19 protein-coding genes and 1 pseudogene are annotated in these 19,241 nt (G+C 64.4%); 1 reads left to right on the top strand and 19 read right to left on the bottom strand.

Features of this window, described 5'->3' with window-relative positions; all coding sequences use genetic code 11:
• Positions 1–3 precede the first annotated feature (3 nt).
• The 16 genes from CAF53_RS21715 to CAF53_RS21645 all read right to left on the bottom strand — a co-directional run bounded on the left by CAF53_RS21715 (position 4) and on the right by CAF53_RS21645 (position 15,094).
• Positions 4–1,251 (bottom strand): TolC family protein, encoded by a 1,248-nt coding sequence (locus CAF53_RS21715; protein WP_020819434.1) that lies wholly within the window; start codon positions 1,249–1,251, stop codon positions 4–6.
• A complete protein-coding gene (locus CAF53_RS21710; protein ID WP_020819433.1) occupies positions 1,248–1,547 on the bottom strand; it encodes a DUF3240 family protein in 300 nt (99 codons plus the stop codon). The genes CAF53_RS21715 and CAF53_RS21710 overlap by 4 nt, the downstream gene beginning before the upstream one ends.
• Complete coding sequence (locus tag CAF53_RS21705; RefSeq protein WP_100239605.1) at positions 1,540–4,611, bottom strand: CusA/CzcA family heavy metal efflux RND transporter; 3,072 nt, start codon at positions 4,609–4,611, stop codon at positions 1,540–1,542. Before CAF53_RS21705 ends, CAF53_RS21710 begins: the two co-directional genes overlap by 8 nt.
• A 9-nt stretch (positions 4,612–4,620) precedes the next feature.
• Positions 4,621–5,733 carry an efflux RND transporter periplasmic adaptor subunit gene (locus tag CAF53_RS21700; RefSeq protein WP_037485649.1) on the bottom strand — a complete coding sequence of 371 codons (1,113 nt, stop codon included), beginning with the start codon at positions 5,731–5,733 and terminating at the stop codon, positions 4,621–4,623.
• A 58-nt stretch (positions 5,734–5,791) separates the two neighbouring features.
• Positions 5,792–6,808, bottom strand: a complete 1,017-nt coding sequence (locus CAF53_RS21695) for a HAMP domain-containing sensor histidine kinase (protein WP_037485648.1) — start codon at positions 6,806–6,808, stop codon at positions 5,792–5,794.
• Complete coding sequence (locus CAF53_RS21690) at positions 6,805–7,482, bottom strand: response regulator transcription factor (RefSeq protein WP_020819429.1); 678 nt, start codon at positions 7,480–7,482, stop codon at positions 6,805–6,807. Before CAF53_RS21690 ends, CAF53_RS21695 begins: the two co-directional genes overlap by 4 nt.
• A gap of 85 nt (positions 7,483–7,567) precedes the next feature.
• Positions 7,568–8,302 (bottom strand): cytochrome b/b6 domain-containing protein, encoded by a 735-nt coding sequence (locus CAF53_RS21685; RefSeq protein ID WP_020819428.1) that lies wholly within the window; start codon positions 8,300–8,302, stop codon positions 7,568–7,570.
• A gap of 71 nt (positions 8,303–8,373) precedes the next feature.
• Positions 8,374–9,075 (bottom strand): VIT family protein, encoded by a 702-nt coding sequence (locus tag CAF53_RS21680; RefSeq protein WP_020819427.1) that lies wholly within the window; start codon positions 9,073–9,075, stop codon positions 8,374–8,376.
• A gap of 78 nt (positions 9,076–9,153) precedes the next feature.
• Positions 9,154–9,840, bottom strand: a complete 687-nt coding sequence (locus CAF53_RS28315) for a TonB family protein (protein WP_242443565.1) — start codon at positions 9,838–9,840, stop codon at positions 9,154–9,156.
• 3 nt (positions 9,841–9,843) lie between these two features.
• On the bottom strand, positions 9,844–11,988 hold the full coding sequence (locus CAF53_RS21670) for a TonB-dependent receptor (RefSeq protein WP_020819425.1): 2,145 nt from the start codon (positions 11,986–11,988) through the stop codon (positions 9,844–9,846).
• A 63-nt stretch (positions 11,989–12,051) separates the two neighbouring features.
• Positions 12,052–12,447: a hypothetical protein gene (locus CAF53_RS21665; RefSeq protein ID WP_020819424.1), complete on the bottom strand. Its 396-nt coding sequence runs from the start codon at positions 12,445–12,447 to the stop codon at positions 12,052–12,054.
• 81 nt (positions 12,448–12,528) lie between these two features.
• Positions 12,529–13,869 (bottom strand): ferric reductase-like transmembrane domain-containing protein, encoded by a 1,341-nt coding sequence (locus CAF53_RS21660; protein WP_020819423.1) that lies wholly within the window; start codon positions 13,867–13,869, stop codon positions 12,529–12,531.
• Positions 13,870–14,061: 192 nt separating this feature from the next.
• On the bottom strand, positions 14,062–14,328 hold the full coding sequence (locus tag CAF53_RS21655) for a hypothetical protein (protein WP_025160949.1): 267 nt from the start codon (positions 14,326–14,328) through the stop codon (positions 14,062–14,064).
• A gap of 98 nt (positions 14,329–14,426) precedes the next feature.
• Positions 14,427–14,597, bottom strand: a complete 171-nt coding sequence (locus tag CAF53_RS27215) for a hypothetical protein (RefSeq protein WP_020819421.1) — start codon at positions 14,595–14,597, stop codon at positions 14,427–14,429.
• 4 nt (positions 14,598–14,601) lie between these two features.
• The gene (locus tag CAF53_RS27210) at positions 14,602–14,877 is read right to left on the bottom strand and encodes a hypothetical protein (protein WP_025160948.1); all 276 of its coding nucleotides are present in this window, start codon (positions 14,875–14,877) and stop codon (positions 14,602–14,604) included.
• Positions 14,870–15,094: a hypothetical protein gene (locus CAF53_RS21645; RefSeq protein WP_067738861.1), complete on the bottom strand. Its 225-nt coding sequence runs from the start codon at positions 15,092–15,094 to the stop codon at positions 14,870–14,872. Before CAF53_RS21645 ends, CAF53_RS27210 begins: the two co-directional genes overlap by 8 nt.
• Before the next feature lie 87 nt (positions 15,095–15,181).
• Here CAF53_RS21645 and CAF53_RS21640 point away from each other — a divergent pair.
• Positions 15,182–16,179: pseudogene (locus CAF53_RS21640) on the top strand (IS110 family transposase).
• Between the two features lie 233 nt (positions 16,180–16,412).
• Here CAF53_RS21640 and CAF53_RS21635 read toward each other — a convergent pair.
• The 3 genes from CAF53_RS21635 to CAF53_RS21625 form a co-directional block, all read right to left on the bottom strand.
• Positions 16,413–17,756 (bottom strand): hypothetical protein, encoded by a 1,344-nt coding sequence (locus CAF53_RS21635; protein WP_335339766.1) that lies wholly within the window; start codon positions 17,754–17,756, stop codon positions 16,413–16,415.
• A gap of 262 nt (positions 17,757–18,018) precedes the next feature.
• Entirely contained in the window at positions 18,019–18,663 is a 645-nt protein-coding gene (locus CAF53_RS21630; RefSeq protein WP_020819416.1) for a hypothetical protein, read from the bottom strand.
• A gap of 61 nt (positions 18,664–18,724) precedes the next feature.
• Complete coding sequence (locus CAF53_RS21625; protein ID WP_347337869.1) at positions 18,725–19,105, bottom strand: hypothetical protein; 381 nt, start codon at positions 19,103–19,105, stop codon at positions 18,725–18,727.
• Positions 19,106–19,241: the final 136 nt, after the last annotated feature.

The following is a 19,241-nucleotide window of genomic DNA, read 5'->3' as shown; positions in this document are numbered from 1 at the left end:
GCGTCAACCGCCATCCTCATCGTGAACCACCCACAGGCTATGCGAATCGATTTCCAGCTTGAGCAGGGCGCGGGCCGCTTCCGATCGCGCCATGATCTCGGACCGGCGCGCTTCACCCGCCTGACGGCGGGCATAGAGCAGGTCGGCAAGGTCGATCTGGCCGAGCTGGTAGCCACGTTCGGTTCGGGCCAGCGCACTAGCGGCGCTTTGCGCTGACAGATCCGTGTTTTTCCACGCCTCCAGCCGCAATGTGGCGCTGGACAGATCGGCATCCGCGATGGCCCTCACGGTCCGCTGGACGGACATATGCTCAAGCTGCGCGGCATTGCCTTCCGCGGAAGCCCGGTCCGCCGCCGCGCGTCTGTGACCGCCGCCCAGCGGCATCGACATGACCACCCCCGCGCCCTGCTCCATGCCGCTCCGCTCACTGAACAGCCGGACGCCGAAGGACGGATCGGCAATCCGGTCCGCGCGAACACGCTGCGCAACGACCGCCAGCCGCTGCGCCTCGCGCTCGGCGGCGCGGATTTCATGGCTGCGTTCGATCACCAGATCCCGCATCGCCGCAAGTCTCTGGGCCGGAACCATCGCGACGGACGTTTCCGGCGGCTCGATGGGCAGCGGTATTTCTGGAAAATTCGCGGCAAGCGCCACACGCGCCTGTTCGCGCGCCGCGAGCGAGTTCGCGGCCTGGGCCTGGGCCTGAGCCATTGCCGCCATGGCCTGATCAACATCGAGCGCCGCCGCATCGCGCAGCGCCACGCGCCGGCGCAGCGCGGACAGCTCCTTTTCCAGCCAGCGCACCGTATCGAGGTCGTTGCGATACAGCGCGCCGGCGACCAGCCAGTCGTTCCAATAGCCGGAGAGCAGCAAAGCCGTCTGATGCCGGGCATCCTCCATCCGGTTTTCCGCGACCTCTATGCCCAGGGCGCCCGCCTCGCGATCGAGCGCCGCCTTGCCCGGCAGGCGGAACGGTCGGGCGATCGTGGCGTCGAACTCGTCATAGCCGCCTTCCCTGTCCACGCTGCGGCGAACATAGCTGCCGGTAACGGCAATCTCATGGGTCCCCTTCGCCAGCATGTCGCGGTCGGCACGGGCGGCGTCCACCCGTGCCCGCGCGGCCGCCACGGCCGGATGATTGTCCAGCGCTTCGGCAACCTTTTCGCTCGGCGGCAAATCGGCGCGCTGGGCAAGCGCCCCAGCGGGTGTGAGCAATGCGACAAGCGCCCCGAGGATGATCGGCGATCTCATGCGATCCTCCCCCGGGCTGACACCGGGACTACGTGCCAGCGCACTGGCAGCGACCGCTTCGATTGGGTGACCGCGTCAACCAGTGTCCCCAGAGCGTCCTCATCGACAATCAGTTCCAGCGCGTTGCGGCGCAGAAGGCCCGACACCCGTTCCGCCGTGCTGGCGTCGCCGAAGTCCCAGCCGCGCACCGCCTGCTCGGCGATATGGATCGGCGCGTCGCAGGCGGCGCGGAGTGCGTCAGTCACGCTATCGGCGTCATGCGAGGCGCAATGGAAGGTCAGCAGGATGTCAGCCATTGTCGGTTTCTCCCGCGCTTTCGCCGAAACGCTCGAACAGGATCGGCAGCAGAATGAGCGTCAGCAGGGTGGAGGTGATGAGGCCGCCGATCACGACGATGGCGAGGGGGCGCTGGATCTCCGATCCCGGGCCGGTCGCGAACAGCAGCGGCACAAGGCCGAAGGCCGTGATGCTGGCGGTCATCAGGACGGGACGCAGGCGCCGTTCGGCGCCGAGGCGCACCGTCTCGGTCATGCTCCGCCCATCGGCGCGGAGCTGGCGGAAATAGGTGACCATGACCAGTCCGTTGAGCACCGCGATGCCGAGCAGGGCGATAAAGCCCACCGAGGCGGGAACCGACAGATATTCTCCCGAAGCCCAGAGCGAGACGATCCCGCCGACCATGGCGAAGGGGATGTTGACAAGGATGAGCACCGAGGCGCGCATCGAGCGCAGCGTCGCCAGCAGAACGAAGAAGATCAGGAGCAGCGCGATCGGGATCACGACCGCCAGCCGGGCCGAGGCGCGCTGCTGGTTTTCGAACTGCCCGCTCCAGACGATGCTGTAGCCGGCGGGCAGTTTGACCTTCGCGCCGACCTCGCCTCTCGCTTCATCGACATAGCCGACCAGGTCGCGCCCCGAGACGAACGCCTGCACCAGCGCAAAGCGCGACCCGTTCTCATGGTCGAGCTTGACCGGCCCCTCGGTCCGCTCGATCCGCGCCATGTCGCTGACCCGGGCGACTATGCCGGTCGGCGTATGCAATTGCAGATCGGCAAAACGGGCGGGATCGGCGCGCAGCGCCTCGTCGCCGCGAATGACGATCGGCACGCGCTTCTGGCCATCGGCGACGATACCGACATGGGCGCCTTCGACCTGCGCGCGCAGCGCATCCTGTATGCGGTCGACCGGCATCCCGAAGCGCCCGGCGGCGGCGCGGTCGATGTCGAGCTGGAGATAATCAACGCGGTCATTGGCGACGGTCAGCACTTCGGAGGCGCCATCGACGTTCGACAATATCTGCTGCACCTGATCTGCAAGTTCGCCCAGCGTCGCCAGATCCGGCCCGAAGATCTTGACGGCAAGATCGCCGCGCGCGCCGGTCAGCATTTCGGAAACGCGCATCTCGATCGGCTGGGTGAAGCTCGGCTCGATGCCGGGCAGGTCCGCCATCGCCTTGCGCATGTCCTCGACGATGAGATCCTTGTCGCCGCGCCATTCGGAGCGCGGCTTCAGGCGGACGAAGTTGTCGGTTTCATTGGGGCTCATCGGATCGAGGCCGATTTCGTCCGATCCGACGCGCGCAATCACGTCCTGCACTTCCGGCACGCGCATCAGCGCGCGCTGCGCGGCCATGTCGCCCTGGACCGACTGGTCGAGATCGATGGAGGGCAGCTTGGTGAGCTGGACGATGATCGACCCTTCATCCATCGTCGGCATGAAGGTCTTGCCGACCGCGCCATAGGCGATGCCGGCGAGGACGAGCCCCGCCGCCGACAGCCCGTAGACCAGCCGCTTGCGCGCGAAGGCGCCGTCGAGAAGCCCCCGGTAGCGAGGGCCGAGCTGGCGCATCAGCCACGGCTCGCCATGATGGCCGCTTTTAAGGCCAAAGGATGCAAGCACGGGGACCAGGGTGAGCGCGAGCAGCAGCGAACCGGCGAGCGCGAAGACGATGGTGAGCGCAACCGGCGCGAACAATTTGCCTTCGAGGCCCTGCAATGACAGCAGCGGCAGGAAGACCAGCGCAATGATGGCGATCCCGGCCGAGACCGGCACGATGACTTCGCTTGCCGCCTGATAGACGAGGTTAAGGCGCGGGGTTCCCTCCTCATGCGCCCGGCCGAGCCGTTCGACGATATTTTCCACCACCACGATCGACCCGTCGACCAGCAGGCCGATGGCGATAGCCAGGCCCCCAAGGCTCATGAGATTGGCGGACAGGCCCATGCCCTGCATGAACAGAAAGGTGATGAGCGCCGCCAGCGGCAGGGTGACGGCGACAATCGCCGCCGCGCGCCAGTCGCCCAGGAACAGAATGAGCAGCACGACGACAAGGACGGCCGCTTCGAGCAGGGCTTTCTCGACCGTGCCGACGGCGCGCGCGATCAGGTCGGACCGATCGTAAAAGACATCGACATGGGTGCCGGCGGGCAATGTGCTTTCGATTTCCGCGAGGCGGGCGCGGACACCATCGACCACCTGCCGCGCATCGGCCCCGCGCAGTGCGATCACCAGCCCCTGCACGGCTTCGGCCCGCCCATTCTTGCTCACCGCGCCATAGCGCGTCAGACTGCCGGTGCCGACCGTCGCGACATCGCCCAGCCGAACGATGCGGTCGTTCCGGCTGACGACAACGAGTTGCTGGAGATCCTCGACCGACCGGATTGCGCCGACCGCGCGCACGATCAGAGATTCCTCGCCGCTTTTCAGGCGTCCCGCGCCATCGTTGCGGTTGCCGCTTTCGATCGCCGTCTCGATGTCCGCGATGGAGAGGCCTGCCGCCGCAAGCGCAACAGGATCGGGCCTGACCTCGAAGGTCCGCACATAGCCGCCCAGCGCGTTCACGTCAGCGACGCCGGGAACGGTGCGCAGCGCCGGACGGATGGTCCAGTCGAGCAGTTCGCGCTTCTCCTGTAGCGAGAGCGGCCCCTCGATCGTGAACATGTAGATGTCCGAAAGCGGCGTAGAGATCGGCGCAAGGCCGCCGCTGACCGACGCGGGCAGATCGCGCATCACATTCGACAGTCGCTCCGCCACCTGCTGGCGCGCCCAATAGATGTCGGTGCCGTCGACAAAATCGATGGTGATGTCGGCGATGGCGTATTTGGCGGTGGAGCGCAGGATCGCCTGATCGGGAATGCCGAGCATTTCCATCTCGATCGGTGTGATGACGCGGCTTTCCACCTCCTCGGGCGTCATGCCCGGCGCCTTGAGGATGATCTTCACCTGCGTCTGGGCGATGTTCGGATAGGCATCGACGGGAAGCGTCATGAAGGCCCAGGTGCCCAGCCCGGCAACGGCCAGCGCCAGCGCGATGACGAGCAGGCGCCAGGAGAGCGAGGCGGCGACCAGCGAACGCAACATGGCCCGGACCTATCGCGACAAAGCGAGCGCCTTGAGCGCGCTCGTGCCGGAAACGACCACCTGCTCGCCCGGCCTGACGCCGGACAGCAGCACGGTCTGTCCCCCAACGGAACCGCCTATCTTCACGTCGCGGATCGCATATCCGCCGCCGGTGGCGACGAAGACGATAGTCTTGTCCCCGATCATGGCGGTCGCGCCGGAAGGCACGCTGACGGCGCCGGCCGGCGCCGGGCCGGACAGCGACATGCTGGTCGTGCGCCCCGCGACGATGCCCGGCCCGGCGGGAATCTCGGCCTTGAGCATGGCGGAACGGGTGGCGGGGTCTATCGTCGAGCCAACGGCGGTGACGCGCCCGGCGATGTCGGGTTCGATCACTACGGTCATGCCGGGCCGGACCGCGCCGACGAGCCGCTCGGGCAACTGGCCGACAACCTCATAGCGGTTGGCGGCGTCGATCACATAAGGCGCGGTGGTTCCGTCCACGGGATTGCCCGTCTGGATGTTGGCGGTCGTGACGCGCCCGGCGATCGGCGCGGTCAGCGTATAGGTGCCGCCCCTCCCCTCGCCATTGACCATTTTGAGGATGCGCGCCTTTTCGGCGACATCGGCGCCTGCTTCGGCCGCCAGTGCATGGGCTTCATCAGCGCGCGCGCCGGCGATGATGCCTTCGCGGGCAAGCTGCGAGAGCCGGGCCGCGTTCGACCGCGCGACCCCTGCCCGCGCATTGGCGCGCGTCAGGTCGGCCCCCATCGTCAGCACGTCGCGGCTGGAAATAACCGCGAGCGGCTGGCCCTGCCGGACGGTATCGCCTTCAACCACCAGCGTCCGCATGACCACGCCGGGAAAGGTCGCGGCCACGGCCACGCGCGCATTGGCGGGCGGCTGGATCACCGCCGGAATGACGGCGATGGGGGCTTCGCTCGCGGTGAGGGCGGGCGCCAGGCGGATACCAAGCTGCGCGGCCTGCCTGCGGTCAACGGGCAGAACGCCCGGCGCCGCTTTCCCGGCTTCGGGGGATGAAGGGGCTGGTTCAGGCGCCGTGCCGGACCCGGCAAGCCACCAGATCCCAAGCGCCAGCGCGATGACGGCAAAGCCGGCAAGGATATAATTCCGCTTCGACATGGGCTTCGCCTAGTGCGCGAAACTGACGAGACCCTGACGGGTCGCAATGCTCGGCGCTTCAGGCGCTGGGGAAATGCAGGGACAATTCCCGCACGGCGGGATCGGTGGTCAGCCGTCCGCCGTGCGCCGCCATGATCCGGTCGACGATCGCCAGGCCAAGCCCGGCGCCGTTGGTGCTGGCATGGTCCGCCCGGCTGTGCCGCCGCACAAGTTCGCGAAGGCGTTCGGGTGAAAGGCCCTCTCCGCCATCGCCCACCGCAATCACCGGATCCGGGCCAACCCGTATATTCACCGTGCCTCCCAACGGCGTCACCCGGACAGCATTCTCGATAAGGTTCCGCAAGGCGGCCGCGATTGCTTCACGCCGGCCCCGCGCCATTGGGATCCCGCTGCCCACATCGAGCGTGATGGCTTTCCCTTCCGCGATGATGGCCGGGGCAAGAAGGCTGACGACATCGCGCGCAATCTCGACAAGGGACACGGATTCCAGCGGGAATTGTGCGGCAGCTGTGGCATCAACCTGGGCTAGCAGCATGAGCTGGTCGACCAGGCGGCGCATCCCGGCGACATCGTTCTTGAGGCGCGCGGCGTCGTCATGATCGAGCCGGTCGAATTCGAGCGACAGCACCGCGAGCGGCGTGCGCAGTTCATGCGCGACATCGGCGGCAAAGGCTTCCTGGCGCATGGCGGCGTCGTCAAGCCGGCCGAGCAGATCATTGACGGCATCCGTGAACGGCAGGGCTTCGGCCGGCAGATGGGACGTGTCTATGCGAAAGCCGCGTTCGTGCCCACGCGCGGCCTCGATCGCGGTTGCGGCTTCCTCAAGGGAGCCAAAAGCCTGTCGGATCACGCGCCGCACGACGAAGGCGACGGGCACCATCAGCACGACCAGTGGAAGCGCGACATGCTCCAGCATCTCGCGCACGGCCTTGATCAGCGCGTCCTGCGCCGTCAGATCGTCGAATGTCAGGCTGTAGAAAAAGACGACCGCTGCAAGCAACAAGATGGTGCCGACAAGGCCGACGAGAGCAAGCCCTCGCGCAAGTTTGCGCGACACGGAGCGCCGATAGGTCACGCCGCGACATCCTTCAGCATATAGCCGACGCCGCGGATGGTGTGGAGCGCGCCAGTGGCACCAGCCTCGTCCAGCTTCCGGCGCAAGCGGGAGACCGCCGCTTCCACGGCATTGGGCGTCACCGGCTCGTTGAAATTGTAGAGCGCATCCTCGATCGTCTCGCGGCGGACGACGGTTCCCGCCCGCCGTAGCAGCAATTCCAGGAGGTCGGCCTCCCTGCGGGACAGATCGATGGCGTAGTCCCCGCAGTGCGCCGTGCGCGCCGCCGTGTCGAACCGCAGGCAGCCCGCTTCCAGCACAGGTTGCGCGCGCGGGCCGGGGCGGCGGAGCAACGCGCGAATGCGCGCGGCCAGTTCATCGATCTCGACAGGCTTGACGACATAATCGTCGGCGCCGGCGTCAAGCCCCGTGACCCGGTCCTCCAGCGCGCCGCGCGCGGTCTGGATGATCGCGGGCGGCATTTGCCGATACTGGCGACGGTTCGCCAGCCAGGCGACGCCATCGCCGTCCGGCAGGCCGAGATCGAGTATGATCGCGTCATAGACCGCGCCACCCAGTGCGCTGTCCGCATCGGACAGGGTCGTGGCGATGTCGCACGAAAAGCCCCGGCGCTGAAGGCCGTCCGCAACCAGCTTCGCCAGCCGGTCATTATCCTCTATGACAAGAACGCGCATCTATGCCGGCTTTCCTAGCACGATCCCGCCTCAATTCCCGCCCTGCAATCTGACCAGTCCCGCGCGGGGATCGAAAGAGGCCGTCTCAATCCCGGTCATTATCCTCGCCTTGAACGGCTGTTCCACCTTCGATTTCATGCCCTTGCTTTGCCTCGCCGTGCGACTGCGCACTGAACGCCGCGGAATCGTAGCGCAGGATGCCAAACACCGTCATCCCGATCACCAGGACGGCCAGCAGCACCGCGACGACGGCCGGCCGACGGGCATCGTGGGCGCCAGGGTGCAGAGCGACGCTCTTGCGGCCAGTAACCATGGCGCGCGCGAGATTTTCGCGGGTGAAGACGGACATCAGGACCACCGCTGCGACATGAACGCCGATGAGCGCCAGCAGGCCATAGGCAATCGCCTCATGAAGATCCTCGTCGGCCTGCCCCGCGTCGACCTGGATGCCGGTCCACAGCACCGCGCCGGTTGCAATGAGCATGGCCAGAACAGCGAGCGCCCCCAGCGGATTGTGCCCGATCGTGCGTTGTGGATGACCCGTCACAAGTTCCCGGACGTGGGACAGAAGGCGTGACGGTCGCACGAAATTGGCAAAACGCGCATGCTCGCCGCCGATAAACCCCCAGACAAGACGAAAGACAAGCAGGACAGCGGCGGTCCAGCCTGCCGCCATGTGCCAGTCCGCGATTCCGCTGTCTCCTTCCGAGGACAAAAAGGCAATCGTGATCGCCGCGACCAGCAGCCAGTGGAAAAGCCTGAGCGGGGCATCCCAAACCCTGAAACTATCACTGTAGCTCGTTTTTGCCATGAGCATCATTTGTCTCCTTGGCCTTTGGCCATAAGAGAGATTGCTGACGGCGCGCTGACGAACGCGGGGCAGCGATCACGTCAGACAGCCGCTCCGAACAGGCTGCCCACGCCTGCCGTCAACGCCATCGCCAGGGCGCCCCAGAACGTGACGCGGACGATCGACCGCATGACAGGGGCCCCGCCCGCCTTCGCGCCAAGCGCCCCGAGCAGCACGAGGCACAGAAGCGAAACGGCGACGACGAGCGGTATCAATTGCTGTCCCGGCGCGGCGGCAACCACCGCCAGCGGCATGATCGCCCCGGCGCTGAACGTCGCGGCGGATGTGAATGCCGCCTGCAACGGCCGCGCCGTGGATATGTCGGAAATTCCCAGCTCATCGCGGGCATGCGCCCCAAGCGCATCGTCCGCCATGAGCTGGTCGGCAACCTTGAGCGCAAGATCGGGGTCCAGGCCGCGCGCCATATAGATGTCCGCCAGTTCCTGCCGCTCGAGCCCGGGCTGCGTTGTCAGTTCCGCCGTTTCGCGGGCGAGGTCCGCCTTCTCGGTATCGGCCTGCGAGCTGACCGAGACATATTCGCCGGCGGCCATCGACATGGCGCCGGCGACAAGCGCCGCGATGCCGGCAACGAGGATGCCTGATCGGTCCGTTCCCGAAGCGGCGACGCCGACAATGAGGCTTCCTGTGGAAACGATACCGTCATTGGCGCCAAGGACCGCCGCGCGGAGCCAGCCGATACGTGATACCGCATGTCGTTCGGGGTGAGCGTGCAAGCGGGTCATGGGTCCTCCAGCCAAGGGTCGGCACAAGACCATGACCGCATTTGCTGACCAGCTCCTGACGCAATGTGATTTCCGGCGCTAATTGAAATGGAAAGGCAGGACGCAATCGAGCGTTCCCACGCCGAGACTTTCAGGCGGGCGCGGAAAGGGCGCCGCCAGGCGAACCGTGCGAAGGGCGAGCCGGTCAAGCTGCGCATTGCCGCTGGATTGCGCGAGCGAGATCTCGCGCAAGGCGCCGTCAGCACCGATGGAAAAATTAATCAGCGCCTCACCCTCAAGATGAAGGCCCGCCGGGCGTCTGGCGGCAATCCATTCCCACAACCGCCGAAGATAGGCCGCACGCGCAGTGCTGAGCGTTGATGACGCAGCCTGCGGCGAAGCAGGTTGGGGATGCGGCATGTCGACGTTCATGCGGGCAGGCAAGGGCGACGGTGCGACAGGTAGCGTCAAGGCAGCCTGATCGGAGGCAGGCCGGTCGGGCGACGCCTGCGGCCCTTGCCGCGCGCGTGTCGCTGGCGTTGTACTGGGGGGCGTCAGCTGATTTGCCGGTCTGGGGGCGGCTTTCGGCCGGCGGGCAGACGGCTGTTCGGTTTCGAGCGAAGGCAGCGTCATGATCGTGACCGTGCGGGGTTCCTCCCGCCTTTCGGGGATTAGACGCGGACTGTGGCTCCACAGGACACCCGCATGCAGGGCAAGCGACACGAGGAACCCGAAAGCCCTCGTATCGCTCGCCTGGGCCAGCCGGTATGCTGGACTGGCGGCCATGCCTCAGAATTTCGCAGTCAGGCCGATGTTGAAGGAGCGGCCACGACCAGGCACCGGCCGCAAGTCGCCGGTCGCCTTGTAATCGCCGAGCGACATGCCGCCCAGCGGCAGATCATAGCCCTTGTCGAACAGGTTCTGGACATCCAGGCCCAGCCGGTAATTGCCCCAGGCATAGCCGGTCCGAAGATTGACGAGCGCATAGTCGTCCGTTCGGGGTTCGTTGCGCGTGGCGTCGACCCGGTTCTTGTCCGCCACGACCGTCAGTTCGACCGCGCTCTCCCAGCCCCCGAGCCGATGCTCCAGCGCAAACGTCGCGTTGAACGGCATCTGATGGTAGAGCGACCCGCCGTCGTCCAGATTGCGCCCGCGCAACCAGCTTGCCGTTGCGGTCAGTTTCGCCGTGCCGGCCGATGACGACTGCCACAGCGCAAGCGAACCCGAGACATCGACGCCATATAGCTCGGCTTCGCGGTTGGCGAACCGAAGCTGCACGAACCCCGTCGGCGTGCCCATCATATTGGTGAAATCGGCCAGCTTCACGACATCGATATAATCATGGACGCGCGTGTAATAGGGTGCGATCCTGAGCGTCCAGCCATTGGCGCCGGCGCCTTTCAGACTGACCGCGGCACTTATCGTATCAGCCCTTTCGGGCTTCAGGGTGGGATCGCCGACATAGCCGTTGCCATCACCGAACCAGCCGATCATCCGGCTCGACATCGAACCGCGTCCCCAGCTGTAGCGCTCATAGACGCCCGGTGAACGGCTCTTGCGCGCATAGCCCAATTCGAGCGTCGCCTGATCGCTCGGCGCATAGCGGACAAGGGCCGTGGCGCTCCAGTTGCTGTCATGCCGTTTGCGATCCGCGGCGTTGAACGCGGTGGCCGCCATCGCGTCGGCCATATTCATCATCGAGGTGGAATAGGGCTGGACCTCGCCGGTGTTCATCCAGACCTGATCGTTGCGCACGCCGACCAGCGTGGTGAGCTGCGGCGTCCACTTCGCCTCCCATTCGGCAAAGGTGCCAAGCCGGTCGCGCTTCGCGCCGTTCACATTGATATAGGTGTTGGGCCCCATCATCATGTGGCCCGCGACCGCCGGCCAGTAATCATTGAGCCATTGGTGGTGGAATTCGCTCCCGAGACGCAGCGTGTCGCGATTGGACAGCATAATGTCGCCCTTGAGCGTATAGCCGGCGCTATGAACCTCGGTGTTCATGGGCATGCCGCCGGTCGCGGTGCCGCCCTTGTCCGCCAGGAAGTTCATCCGATGATCGGTGTCGCGATAGAAGGCGCGCAGGTCCAGATCGCCCCAGTCGAAGGCGCCCTTCCAGTGACCGTTCAGATACCAACTCTTGTTGGATGTCATGTCCATATACTGGTTGGGAAAGCCCTCGTACGGCGAGAAATGGTAGCCGCCCTTCAGTTCGAACAGCCCGATATCGGTCTGCGCGGCCAGGCTCAGCGCATGGTCCGTCTTCTTGTATTCAGTCGAACGGACGGTGCCGTCACGGCCGCCGCCCTTGTAATTGTCGGACTGGGTGAAGGAACCGGCATAGCTGAGGCTGAGCCGGTCGCTTGCCGCCGTGATCGAAAGTGCGCCGCCGAAGCCGTCGCCGTTACTGCGGTAGAAGGTGGACAGTTCGCCCGTCAGCAATCGTTTGCCCGCCTTGGCGAAGCGCGGTGTCAGGGTTTCCACCGAAATCGCGCCGCCGATGCTGTCACCGCCCATGCTGACCGGCGTCACGCCCGTGATGACGCTGATCGCGTCGATCGTCTGCGGATCGGTGTAGGACAAAGGCGGGTTCATCGCATTCGTGCAGGCGATGTCGATCGGCACGCCGTCGACCAATATGGTCAGCCGCTGGCTTTCGAGGCCCCGGATCACCGGCAGGCTGGAAAAGCCACCGGCGCCGAAGCTGCTGCCCCCCGGCAGGCGGCCGATCAGCGCCGCCGTATCGCTTGTTCCCGATTGCAGGGGTGCGACCTTGTCACGCAAAAGGATCTCGGACGACACGGGACCGGCAGGGCGATCCTCGGAATCGATCCCGATGGACGGAAGAACCTGTGTATCCTGCGCAAAGGCACTCGCGGCCGACAGGCCATAGAATATTGCAGCCGCGCTCGCGGCTTTGGAAATGACAGACATGGATGGATCCTGATCCGGGCGCGCGGCGGTCCGCGCGCCGTTGAAAACGAACGGCGAAAGGGATCAGGCGGCTGTTGGCGGTCCTATTGGCGGAGGCCGCAGAAATGGCGAGGCACCGGGCAGGGCGAAAGATAGGCCAAGAAAGCCCATCGCCAGGATGAAGGCAATGGCGAGCGCCAGCAGGATCGGGTCGGCGGCGGCGAGCGCCGGCGACGACAGACCCGAGAAAGCGCAAGGCATGTCGGCCTGCTTGTGATCCGCGGGATCATGATCGCCGGACCTGCCCGGAAGCTCCATCATGACCGTTTGCGGACCCTGGCCCGAGCAGAGCTGGACCAATATCGTACCCGAAGAGACGGTCGGCATGAACCCGGCCGGCACCAGCACCTTCAGCATGAGCGCGGCCCCGGCCAGCCAGATGGCCAGCCAGCGATGCCGGGCAAGGAAGGAGCGGATCATGGTCACGGGAGCGGTCTTTAGAAATCGGTCCTGCTGATGTCGAGGTGACAAGTCGGATTTTTTCGCATACATCGCCTTGACTTAGCGCATCGCGAACAGCTCCTGATGGAAACGTTTCGCTACCGGAAAGCCCAGCGCGGCAAAGTCCCGGCGCAGCGTTTCACCAAATCCAAGGGGGCCGCAAAACCAGAGGCTCGCCTCCCGCCATTCCGGCACGGCGGCGCGTATTCGCTCGCCATCGAGGCGGCCATCGCGTGCATCGACCAGAACATGCAGGCGAATATGGGCAGCCGCCGCATCCGCTTGCAGCTTGCCCAGAGCCTCCTCGTCGACTTCGGCCGTGCAGTGGAAGAGATCAATCTCCGCGCGCGCGCCTTCGGGACTCTGGGCCAGATACTTCATGCGGGCGATGAACGGCGTGATACCGATCCCGCCACCGATCCAGATCTGACGGGCGCTATCATCGTCGAATGTGAAGCATCCATAAGGCCCCTCGATCCTGATCTCCTGGCCGACATGGAGTTTTTCGGGCAGGCGCCGCGTATGATCCCCCAGTCCCTTGGTGATGAAGGTGATCCGCCGCTCATCCTCGCGCCAGGCGGACGCGATGGTATAGGGATGCGGCCCTTCGGCCGGGTCCGACACGGCAAAGGCGAACTGGCCGGGTCGGTGGCCGGGCCACCCCTCCCCCATGTCGACGATGGTCTCGAGCGCCCGCACGCCCGGATAATGGTGGATGGCGGCAATCCTGCCCGGCACCTGCCGGTCCCGGCCTGCGCGGCGCGACAGAATGAGGATCGCCGCCCCGGTGCCGCAAGCAAGCAGCGCCGCCAGCGTGAGGCCGTACGGAGACAGCCAGTAGCTGAACGTCGTCAGGATCACGGCATGAAAGACCAGCACGAGATAGGCCAGCGCCAGAAGCCGATGCGTTCGATAGAAGAAGCGGTAGGGAATGCGCTGGATGAGCGCGACGGCGATCAGCGCAACCACGGCATAAAAGGCCCACTCGCCCAGACCCTCCGCCGTGTGGCGGAGACTGGCGAACAGGGCCTCGACAGGATTGCTTGCGGGCGGTTGCGGGCCACGCGACGGTCGTTCGAGCCAGCCCCACCCCACGGCCCATTTCGGACCCTTCGCCCACAGCCAGTGCGCGATGGCCGTGACCAGTGCCGCGATGCCGAGCCATTTGTGGAGACGATACATCTTGTCCAGTCCGCCCAGCCCATGTTCGGGCCAGCGGGGGCGGATGGCGAGCATCATCGCGACGCTCATGCAGGCGATCGCCAGCGCGCCGCTATACTGCACCGCCGCGCTGCGGATCGCGAAAAAGCCGGACGACCGGAATATGGACAGGTCCGCAAGAAGCCACAACATGGTGACCAAGGCGGCCAGGCCCCAGAATGTCAGTCGCAGGTTGCGCATTTCGATCCTTGTCCGGCCCTTGCGTCAATTGTTCCCTTCGCCCTGTAGCGATCGGCCCAGCTGTGGGATTGATTTCGGACAAGAAGGCAGAACCCCTTGCTCGGCGCATGCGAACATCGCCGACAAGTCTGACGAAAGCCTGACGAGCATTACCCAAATTCGATAGTGTCAGGCCTCGCAGCGTGACATATTTCACGAAATGGGTGCACCATCGGCAGCATAGGTCCGGCTCCGGTCGTATTCGTGGTCGCCCGCTTCGTCGACAAGATAGCCGGACACTTCTTCGGCGTAGTCCGCTTCAAGCACTCCTGTAGCACTCGGAATCAGACGAACACCGAAACCGTTGGCAAAGAGAAGGCGATCTGCCTCCTTCATTGCTGCAAACTGGTCATGTGCGGTCACGCCCAGTTTGACGCGCACGGTGGCATAGACGTGAACGAAATGGGTTGGCGCAGACATGCTGATCTCCCTTTGAGGCATTGGAATGATCGCGGGTGACAGGCCCAGATGCCTTGGCGCACGGCCGACATCGTCAGCCCCGATCGAGGCCGAAGTCATCAGCGGGGTTCGATGACGTCCCGCAATATAGTGCTGAGGGCATCATTGATCGCGTAAAGCACACCGCTATGGGCAGTGTCGCCCATGCCGTCGAGATAGAGATCCGGGATTAGATTGTTGACTGCATGCGTCGCATCATCAACGAGTTGATCGAATTCGTCCTCGGTCATGGGGCTATTCCTGACCAGGAGATGCGGACAGGCTCTCAACCTGTATCCGGAAGGTGGCGCCATCATTGAGCGTCAACCCGATCTCGACACCGTCTTCATTTTCACAGCTGGAGAGGATTTCCACGTCAGCACGGGTTCCATGCACAGCCGAGACGATATGATGGTGGTGATCCCCTGACGGCCGCCCTCCCACGTCGCATGCCTGCATGTGGGTCTCGAGCAACTCGCACAGCACTGCGGCGACTGTGCATGCTTTCGTCATGGACGATCCGTCAGTCATCTGCGTGCTCCATCCTGTCGTCAAAGAAGGTGCCGTCGTTGCCGAGCGCGGTGAGTTCAGCCTGCAGGGCATGGGGTGGGACATCGTCGGCGGATGTGATGGCGAAGGCGCCAACCATGTCACCGAAGTCCATTTCCTCGCCGATACGGGCGAGGCTCATGGTCGAGAGGCGATCCTCATCGCTGTCATGCATCAACAGCGTGACGCCAATAGTCACCTTTCGGATTTTCATCTTATGGGATGGACGCCTCCCGCAAGCGGGCCGAGCATGTTGCCACAGCGACCGGGAAGAGGAGTTCATCACATGCAAATGCTAGCGATCGATTTGGGCAAGCAGTCTTTTCACATCTACGGGATCACTTGCGAAGGTGAGGTAATCTCGCGGAAGGTTAGCAGGGCAAAGCTGGTCGATGCGGTGACCAGATTGCAACCGCAGTCGGTCGCGATGGAAGCCTGCGCCAGTTCACACCACTGGGGCCGCGTCTTCGAGGCGCTGAGTTATGCCGTTCGCCTGATCCATCCGCGTTTCGTCAAGCCATTCGTGAAGGGATCGAAGAATGATGCGGTTGATGCCGAAGCCATTTTCGAAGCTGCCAACAGGCCAACCATGCGGTTCGTGCCGCTGAAGAGCGTCGAACAGCAGGATCTGCAAGCTCTGCACCGAACGCGTGACAGACTGATCGTGCAGCGCACCGCGTTGATCAATCACACTCGTGGTCTTTTGGCCGAGTATGGCGTCGTCATGCCGGCAGGTGCGTCCCGGTTCCGGCTGCAGGTCGACAAGATGATCGAAATTGCCGAACTATCGCACTTGGCGAAGGACCTGTTCCTGAAGCTCGTCGAGGAGTATCGCGACTTGGATGCCAGAGTATCCACTCTGGATGACATGCTGGTTGATATCTGCCGGAGAGACGATCGTTGCAAACGTCTGACTACGCTGCCGGGGTAGGACCGATTGTCGCAACCTCCCTCATCGCCGCAATTGACGATGGCCGACACTTCGCATCCGGCCGAGCCCTTTCTGCCTGGATTGGACTGGTTCCGCGACAATACACGACCGGCGGAAAGCCAAGGCTCGGTGGTATCGGGAACAGAGCCAATCATTACCTGAGGCGCCAGCTGATACATGGTGCACGGTCTGCGTTGCTGCGGATCGCCAAGCATGACGACCGGCGTTCAAAATGGGCGCAGGAACTGCAATCAAGGGCAGGCCACAACAAGACACTCGTCGCCATGGCAAACAAGACTGCTCGCATGGCCTGGGCGATGTTGCGAAGCGGCGAAAGTTACAAAATGGCGTGACCGTTCGGGCAGCGGGCCGCAATCTGATCAGAGGTTACAAATGCGAGGTGAAGACTTGATGGTGTAACGGCACGGACCGCCGCTTCACAGCCTGTAAGGAACGATGGCCCTCGAGGCCGCTCATCTTAAAAGGCACTGAACCGCGCGGATTCCCATCATGGCCAGGGGCGAAAACACCTCAATCAACAGGCCGGATAGATTCACGCATCCAATGCCGGAGCAACATCGAGAAACTACCTTGCGCGGGAGGCGTCCATAGAATCGTTCCTTCCCTGGATTGACGTGTTTGCTGGCCTTGGCCATGCCAGCCGCGTTGCACCGCCGAATGCCCGCAGGCGCGCTGCCATCGTGCTGCGCAGACGGGCGCGATTTGCGATGACGGTTTCCCATGCCAATGGCTCGCCTCGCGCCGTGACGAAGCCCGCGGCAGGCTTACCGTCGGCGGTTTCGATGACGATGCGGTGGCCGCGCGGGGGAAGCTTGCCGGCATAACGGGCCGTAAATTCTCCGAGCCGGCCCGTCAGGCCATTGACGGCCTTGCCCCAACGAATGTGGCCTGCCCCGACCGTCTGGCCCGCGAGAAACCCACGGTCGAGCCAGATACGAAAGTGCGTCCGTTGCTGGAGCGCGGTGTTCCGCGTTCGTTCCATTGTCCGGCAAAGCGGAAGCGCTGCAGCATGTGCATCGAGCAAAGCCAGATAATACCCTTGGGCAGCGACAAGGATGTCATCAAAGTCGCGATCACCGAGCAGCGCCCGCAAGCAGGCCTGGAGTGCGCGATCGGACGCGAGTACCTCCAGTGCTTCGGGACCACCGAGGGGCAGCGCCGTATCGGCTCTATCGAGAGGGTGAAAACCGGCTCCGGAAATGACGACGATGGTCGCCTCCCCGCAGCCCGAGCAGGAATCGAGAGCCGGACGAAGCAGGGCCGTTTTTGCCGGCGCGGCGACCAGTCCGGCTTCGGGCGCACCGATCAGGAGGAGGCGACGATGCCAGCGTGCCGGCCGCGGCACGTCAGTCGGCTTGAGCCATTCGCTGGGACGAGGCCGCGCGGGCAAAATGGCCGAAGACGTTGGTGTGCGATCCACCATCAAGGCGCGGCGCGCGGTGTCGAAGAGGTCATCGCGGTTGCCGCCACCATCGCAAAAGCCGTGATCATAGGCTTCGGCGCCCGCATCGAGTGGGCCAGGCTTGCGGCATTCGGGATCCCAGCCCGCATGCGCGGCATACCAGCCATCGGCATAGCGGACCGATCGATCCCAGTCATGGCCATGGAGATCGCGCGCGCGCAGAATGGCACGATCGCGATCATCCCCCCGTCCCTCGGCGACTCGTCTTGCGGTGAAGGCGAAATTGCGGGCCTGTCGTTCCGCCTCGACCATGTGCGCCATCGCTTCCATCACCGGCCGCAGTGCCGTGACACGCTCGCGCATACGTGCCATGCGCTGATCGAGTGGGGAATCGTTCGCAAGGTCCGGGAAGCGGCGCCAGGCATCAGCGAGCGCCGCTGCTTGTACCGGGCTTCGACCATGGGCAATCCATGCGTCGGTGTCAGCGGGGTCAAACGGCTCTGACATCATCGGTCTCCTTCGATGCGAATCCCAGGAGACGTGGCGGCGATGGTCGGAGGGGACAGCGTACCGCTCCGACAGTTTCTCGATCACACCCACAACTGGCATACGCGCGCGCAAGCCCGCGCCCGAAATCGGAATGCACCGAGATCAACGCTTGCCGTTCGAACGAACTTTCCGTGAAAGGTATATAGAGGCGATAGGAATAGCCCGACTCCTGGACGCCGATCCTGACGCGGACGAAAAGAATGCGCATGATCGCCTTCGTTCAGGCGACGAGACGGGGAACAACGGGCTGCGATGTGGACAAGCGAAGCTCCCGCCGGATTCGTGCGGCGAAGCGGCCCGGGTCGACAAGTTCGCGGATTGACGCCCAACAATTACGGTCTCCAAGATGATCGTCGCGGCCCTGCACCTTGCGAAAGCACACTTCCCGATCGGGACCGGAGAGGCCGAGCGAGAGTTGCACCCAGACATCCTCGCCGTGCAGCGTCACTTCGCCTGACACGGCGGGACCACCCTTGTTGGACCGGATATCGAAACTGCCCTCGTCGAGCGCGAGGGCGTCGGCCAGGCGGCGCATGGCGGCGCGCCCCTCCGAATGAAACAGGCGCTTGGCGGGCTCGTCATGGGCAACGCCGCGATAGGCGAGCGTCTTCAGAACCGGCCGGTTCCGCAGCTCGGCGATCCGCGCGATGCAGTCGCGCCGCAGATCCGCGTCCGGTGCACGCGTTTCGCACACCGTCCCCAGATGGCGCGCAAGCAGAATAACCGCCGGATCACGTTCGAGATCGATGCCGGCGTTGCGGCAATCGGTGATGGCGGCGTGGATCGCATGCAGCGCCGTGCCGATCGTGATCAGCGCGCTGGGATCGAGAGCCTGACTGTAGCGGAAGGCGAGATCATAATTCATGAGAGTCTCCGGGTCTCGAGCGGTTCGGCCGCTCACACCTCCGTTCCCCCTCTCCTCACCTTCAGTCCGCTGATGCTGCGCCGTAGATGTCCGCTGCCCATTGCTCGGTCCACAGGGCCGTCATCTCGTCATGGTCGAGATCGCCGGTTTCGATGAGATCGCGTATCTCGCGGCGCGCCTGTGCGATCACCCGCTCCCAGGGGTCTGCCGGTTCGGGAGGTGGCGGCACCTCAGGTTGCACCGGCAACTGTCGCGAAGGCCGATCAAGGCGAGCATGCTGTCTGAGCAACCACTGCGTCATATGGTCCGCCACCAAGCGGTCGGTCTTGGCTTGACCACAACGTCGCGCGGCGATGCGCGCGCTGACCCCATAGGCCTGGCTGTCGATCGAGGCGATACGATGGGCGAAGGCGGTGAGATAGGGGATGGTGTCATCGGTCATGCAATTCTCCGCAAAAGTGGGCTTTGAAAATTCCCTAGTTGGTGGCCCCTTCATCTCATTCTGCCGGGGCTAGCCCCGGCAGAATGAGATGAGCCGACATTGTCCTCATCTCCTTTGCAGACGCGGAGACGGGGCC

The organism is Sphingobium sp. LB126 (assembly GCF_002795205.1).
GTDB classification, from domain to species: Bacteria; Pseudomonadota; Alphaproteobacteria; order Sphingomonadales; family Sphingomonadaceae; genus Sphingobium; species Sphingobium chungbukense.
Note: the sequence above shows the minus strand (reverse complement) of the source record. Positions and strands in the feature narration are given on the sequence as shown.

Coding starts and splice junctions, on each gene's coding strand:
- CAF53_RS21690 (WP_020819429.1), bottom strand. CDS start 7,482: ATGCGCGTTCTTGTCATAGAGGATAATGACCGGCTGGCGAAGCTGGTT.
- CAF53_RS21655 (WP_025160949.1), bottom strand. CDS start 14,328: ATGTCTGCGCCAACCCATTTCGTTCACGTCTATGCCACCGTGCGCGTC.
- CAF53_RS27210 (WP_025160948.1), bottom strand. CDS start 14,877: ATGACTGACGGATCGTCCATGACGAAAGCATGCACAGTCGCCGCAGTG.
- CAF53_RS21660 (WP_020819423.1), bottom strand. CDS start 13,869: ATGCGCAACCTGCGACTGACATTCTGGGGCCTGGCCGCCTTGGTCACC.
- CAF53_RS21700 (WP_037485649.1), bottom strand. CDS start 5,733: ATGTCGAAGCGGAATTATATCCTTGCCGGCTTTGCCGTCATCGCGCTG.
- CAF53_RS21670 (WP_020819425.1), bottom strand. CDS start 11,988: ATGTCTGTCATTTCCAAAGCCGCGAGCGCGGCTGCAATATTCTATGGC.
- CAF53_RS21630 (WP_020819416.1), bottom strand. CDS start 18,663: ATGAATTATGATCTCGCCTTCCGCTACAGTCAGGCTCTCGATCCCAGC.
- CAF53_RS21665 (WP_020819424.1), bottom strand. CDS start 12,447: ATGATCCGCTCCTTCCTTGCCCGGCATCGCTGGCTGGCCATCTGGCTG.
- CAF53_RS21635 (WP_335339766.1), bottom strand. CDS start 17,756: ATGTCAGAGCCGTTTGACCCCGCTGACACCGACGCATGGATTGCCCAT.
- CAF53_RS21680 (WP_020819427.1), bottom strand. CDS start 9,075: ATGACCCGCTTGCACGCTCACCCCGAACGACATGCGGTATCACGTATC.
- CAF53_RS21705 (WP_100239605.1), bottom strand. CDS start 4,611: ATGTTGCGTTCGCTGGTCGCCGCCTCGCTCTCCTGGCGCCTGCTCGTC.
- CAF53_RS21715 (WP_020819434.1), bottom strand. CDS start 1,251: ATGAGATCGCCGATCATCCTCGGGGCGCTTGTCGCATTGCTCACACCC.
- CAF53_RS27215 (WP_020819421.1), bottom strand. CDS start 14,597: ATGACCGAGGACGAATTCGATCAACTCGTTGATGATGCGACGCATGCA.
- CAF53_RS28315 (WP_242443565.1), bottom strand. CDS start 9,840: ATGGCCGCCAGTCCAGCATACCGGCTGGCCCAGGCGAGCGATACGAGG.
- CAF53_RS21685 (WP_020819428.1), bottom strand. CDS start 8,302: ATGATGCTCATGGCAAAAACGAGCTACAGTGATAGTTTCAGGGTTTGG.
- CAF53_RS21710 (WP_020819433.1), bottom strand. CDS start 1,547: ATGGCTGACATCCTGCTGACCTTCCATTGCGCCTCGCATGACGCCGAT.
- CAF53_RS21625 (WP_347337869.1), bottom strand. CDS start 19,105: ATGACCGATGACACCATCCCCTATCTCACCGCCTTCGCCCATCGTATC.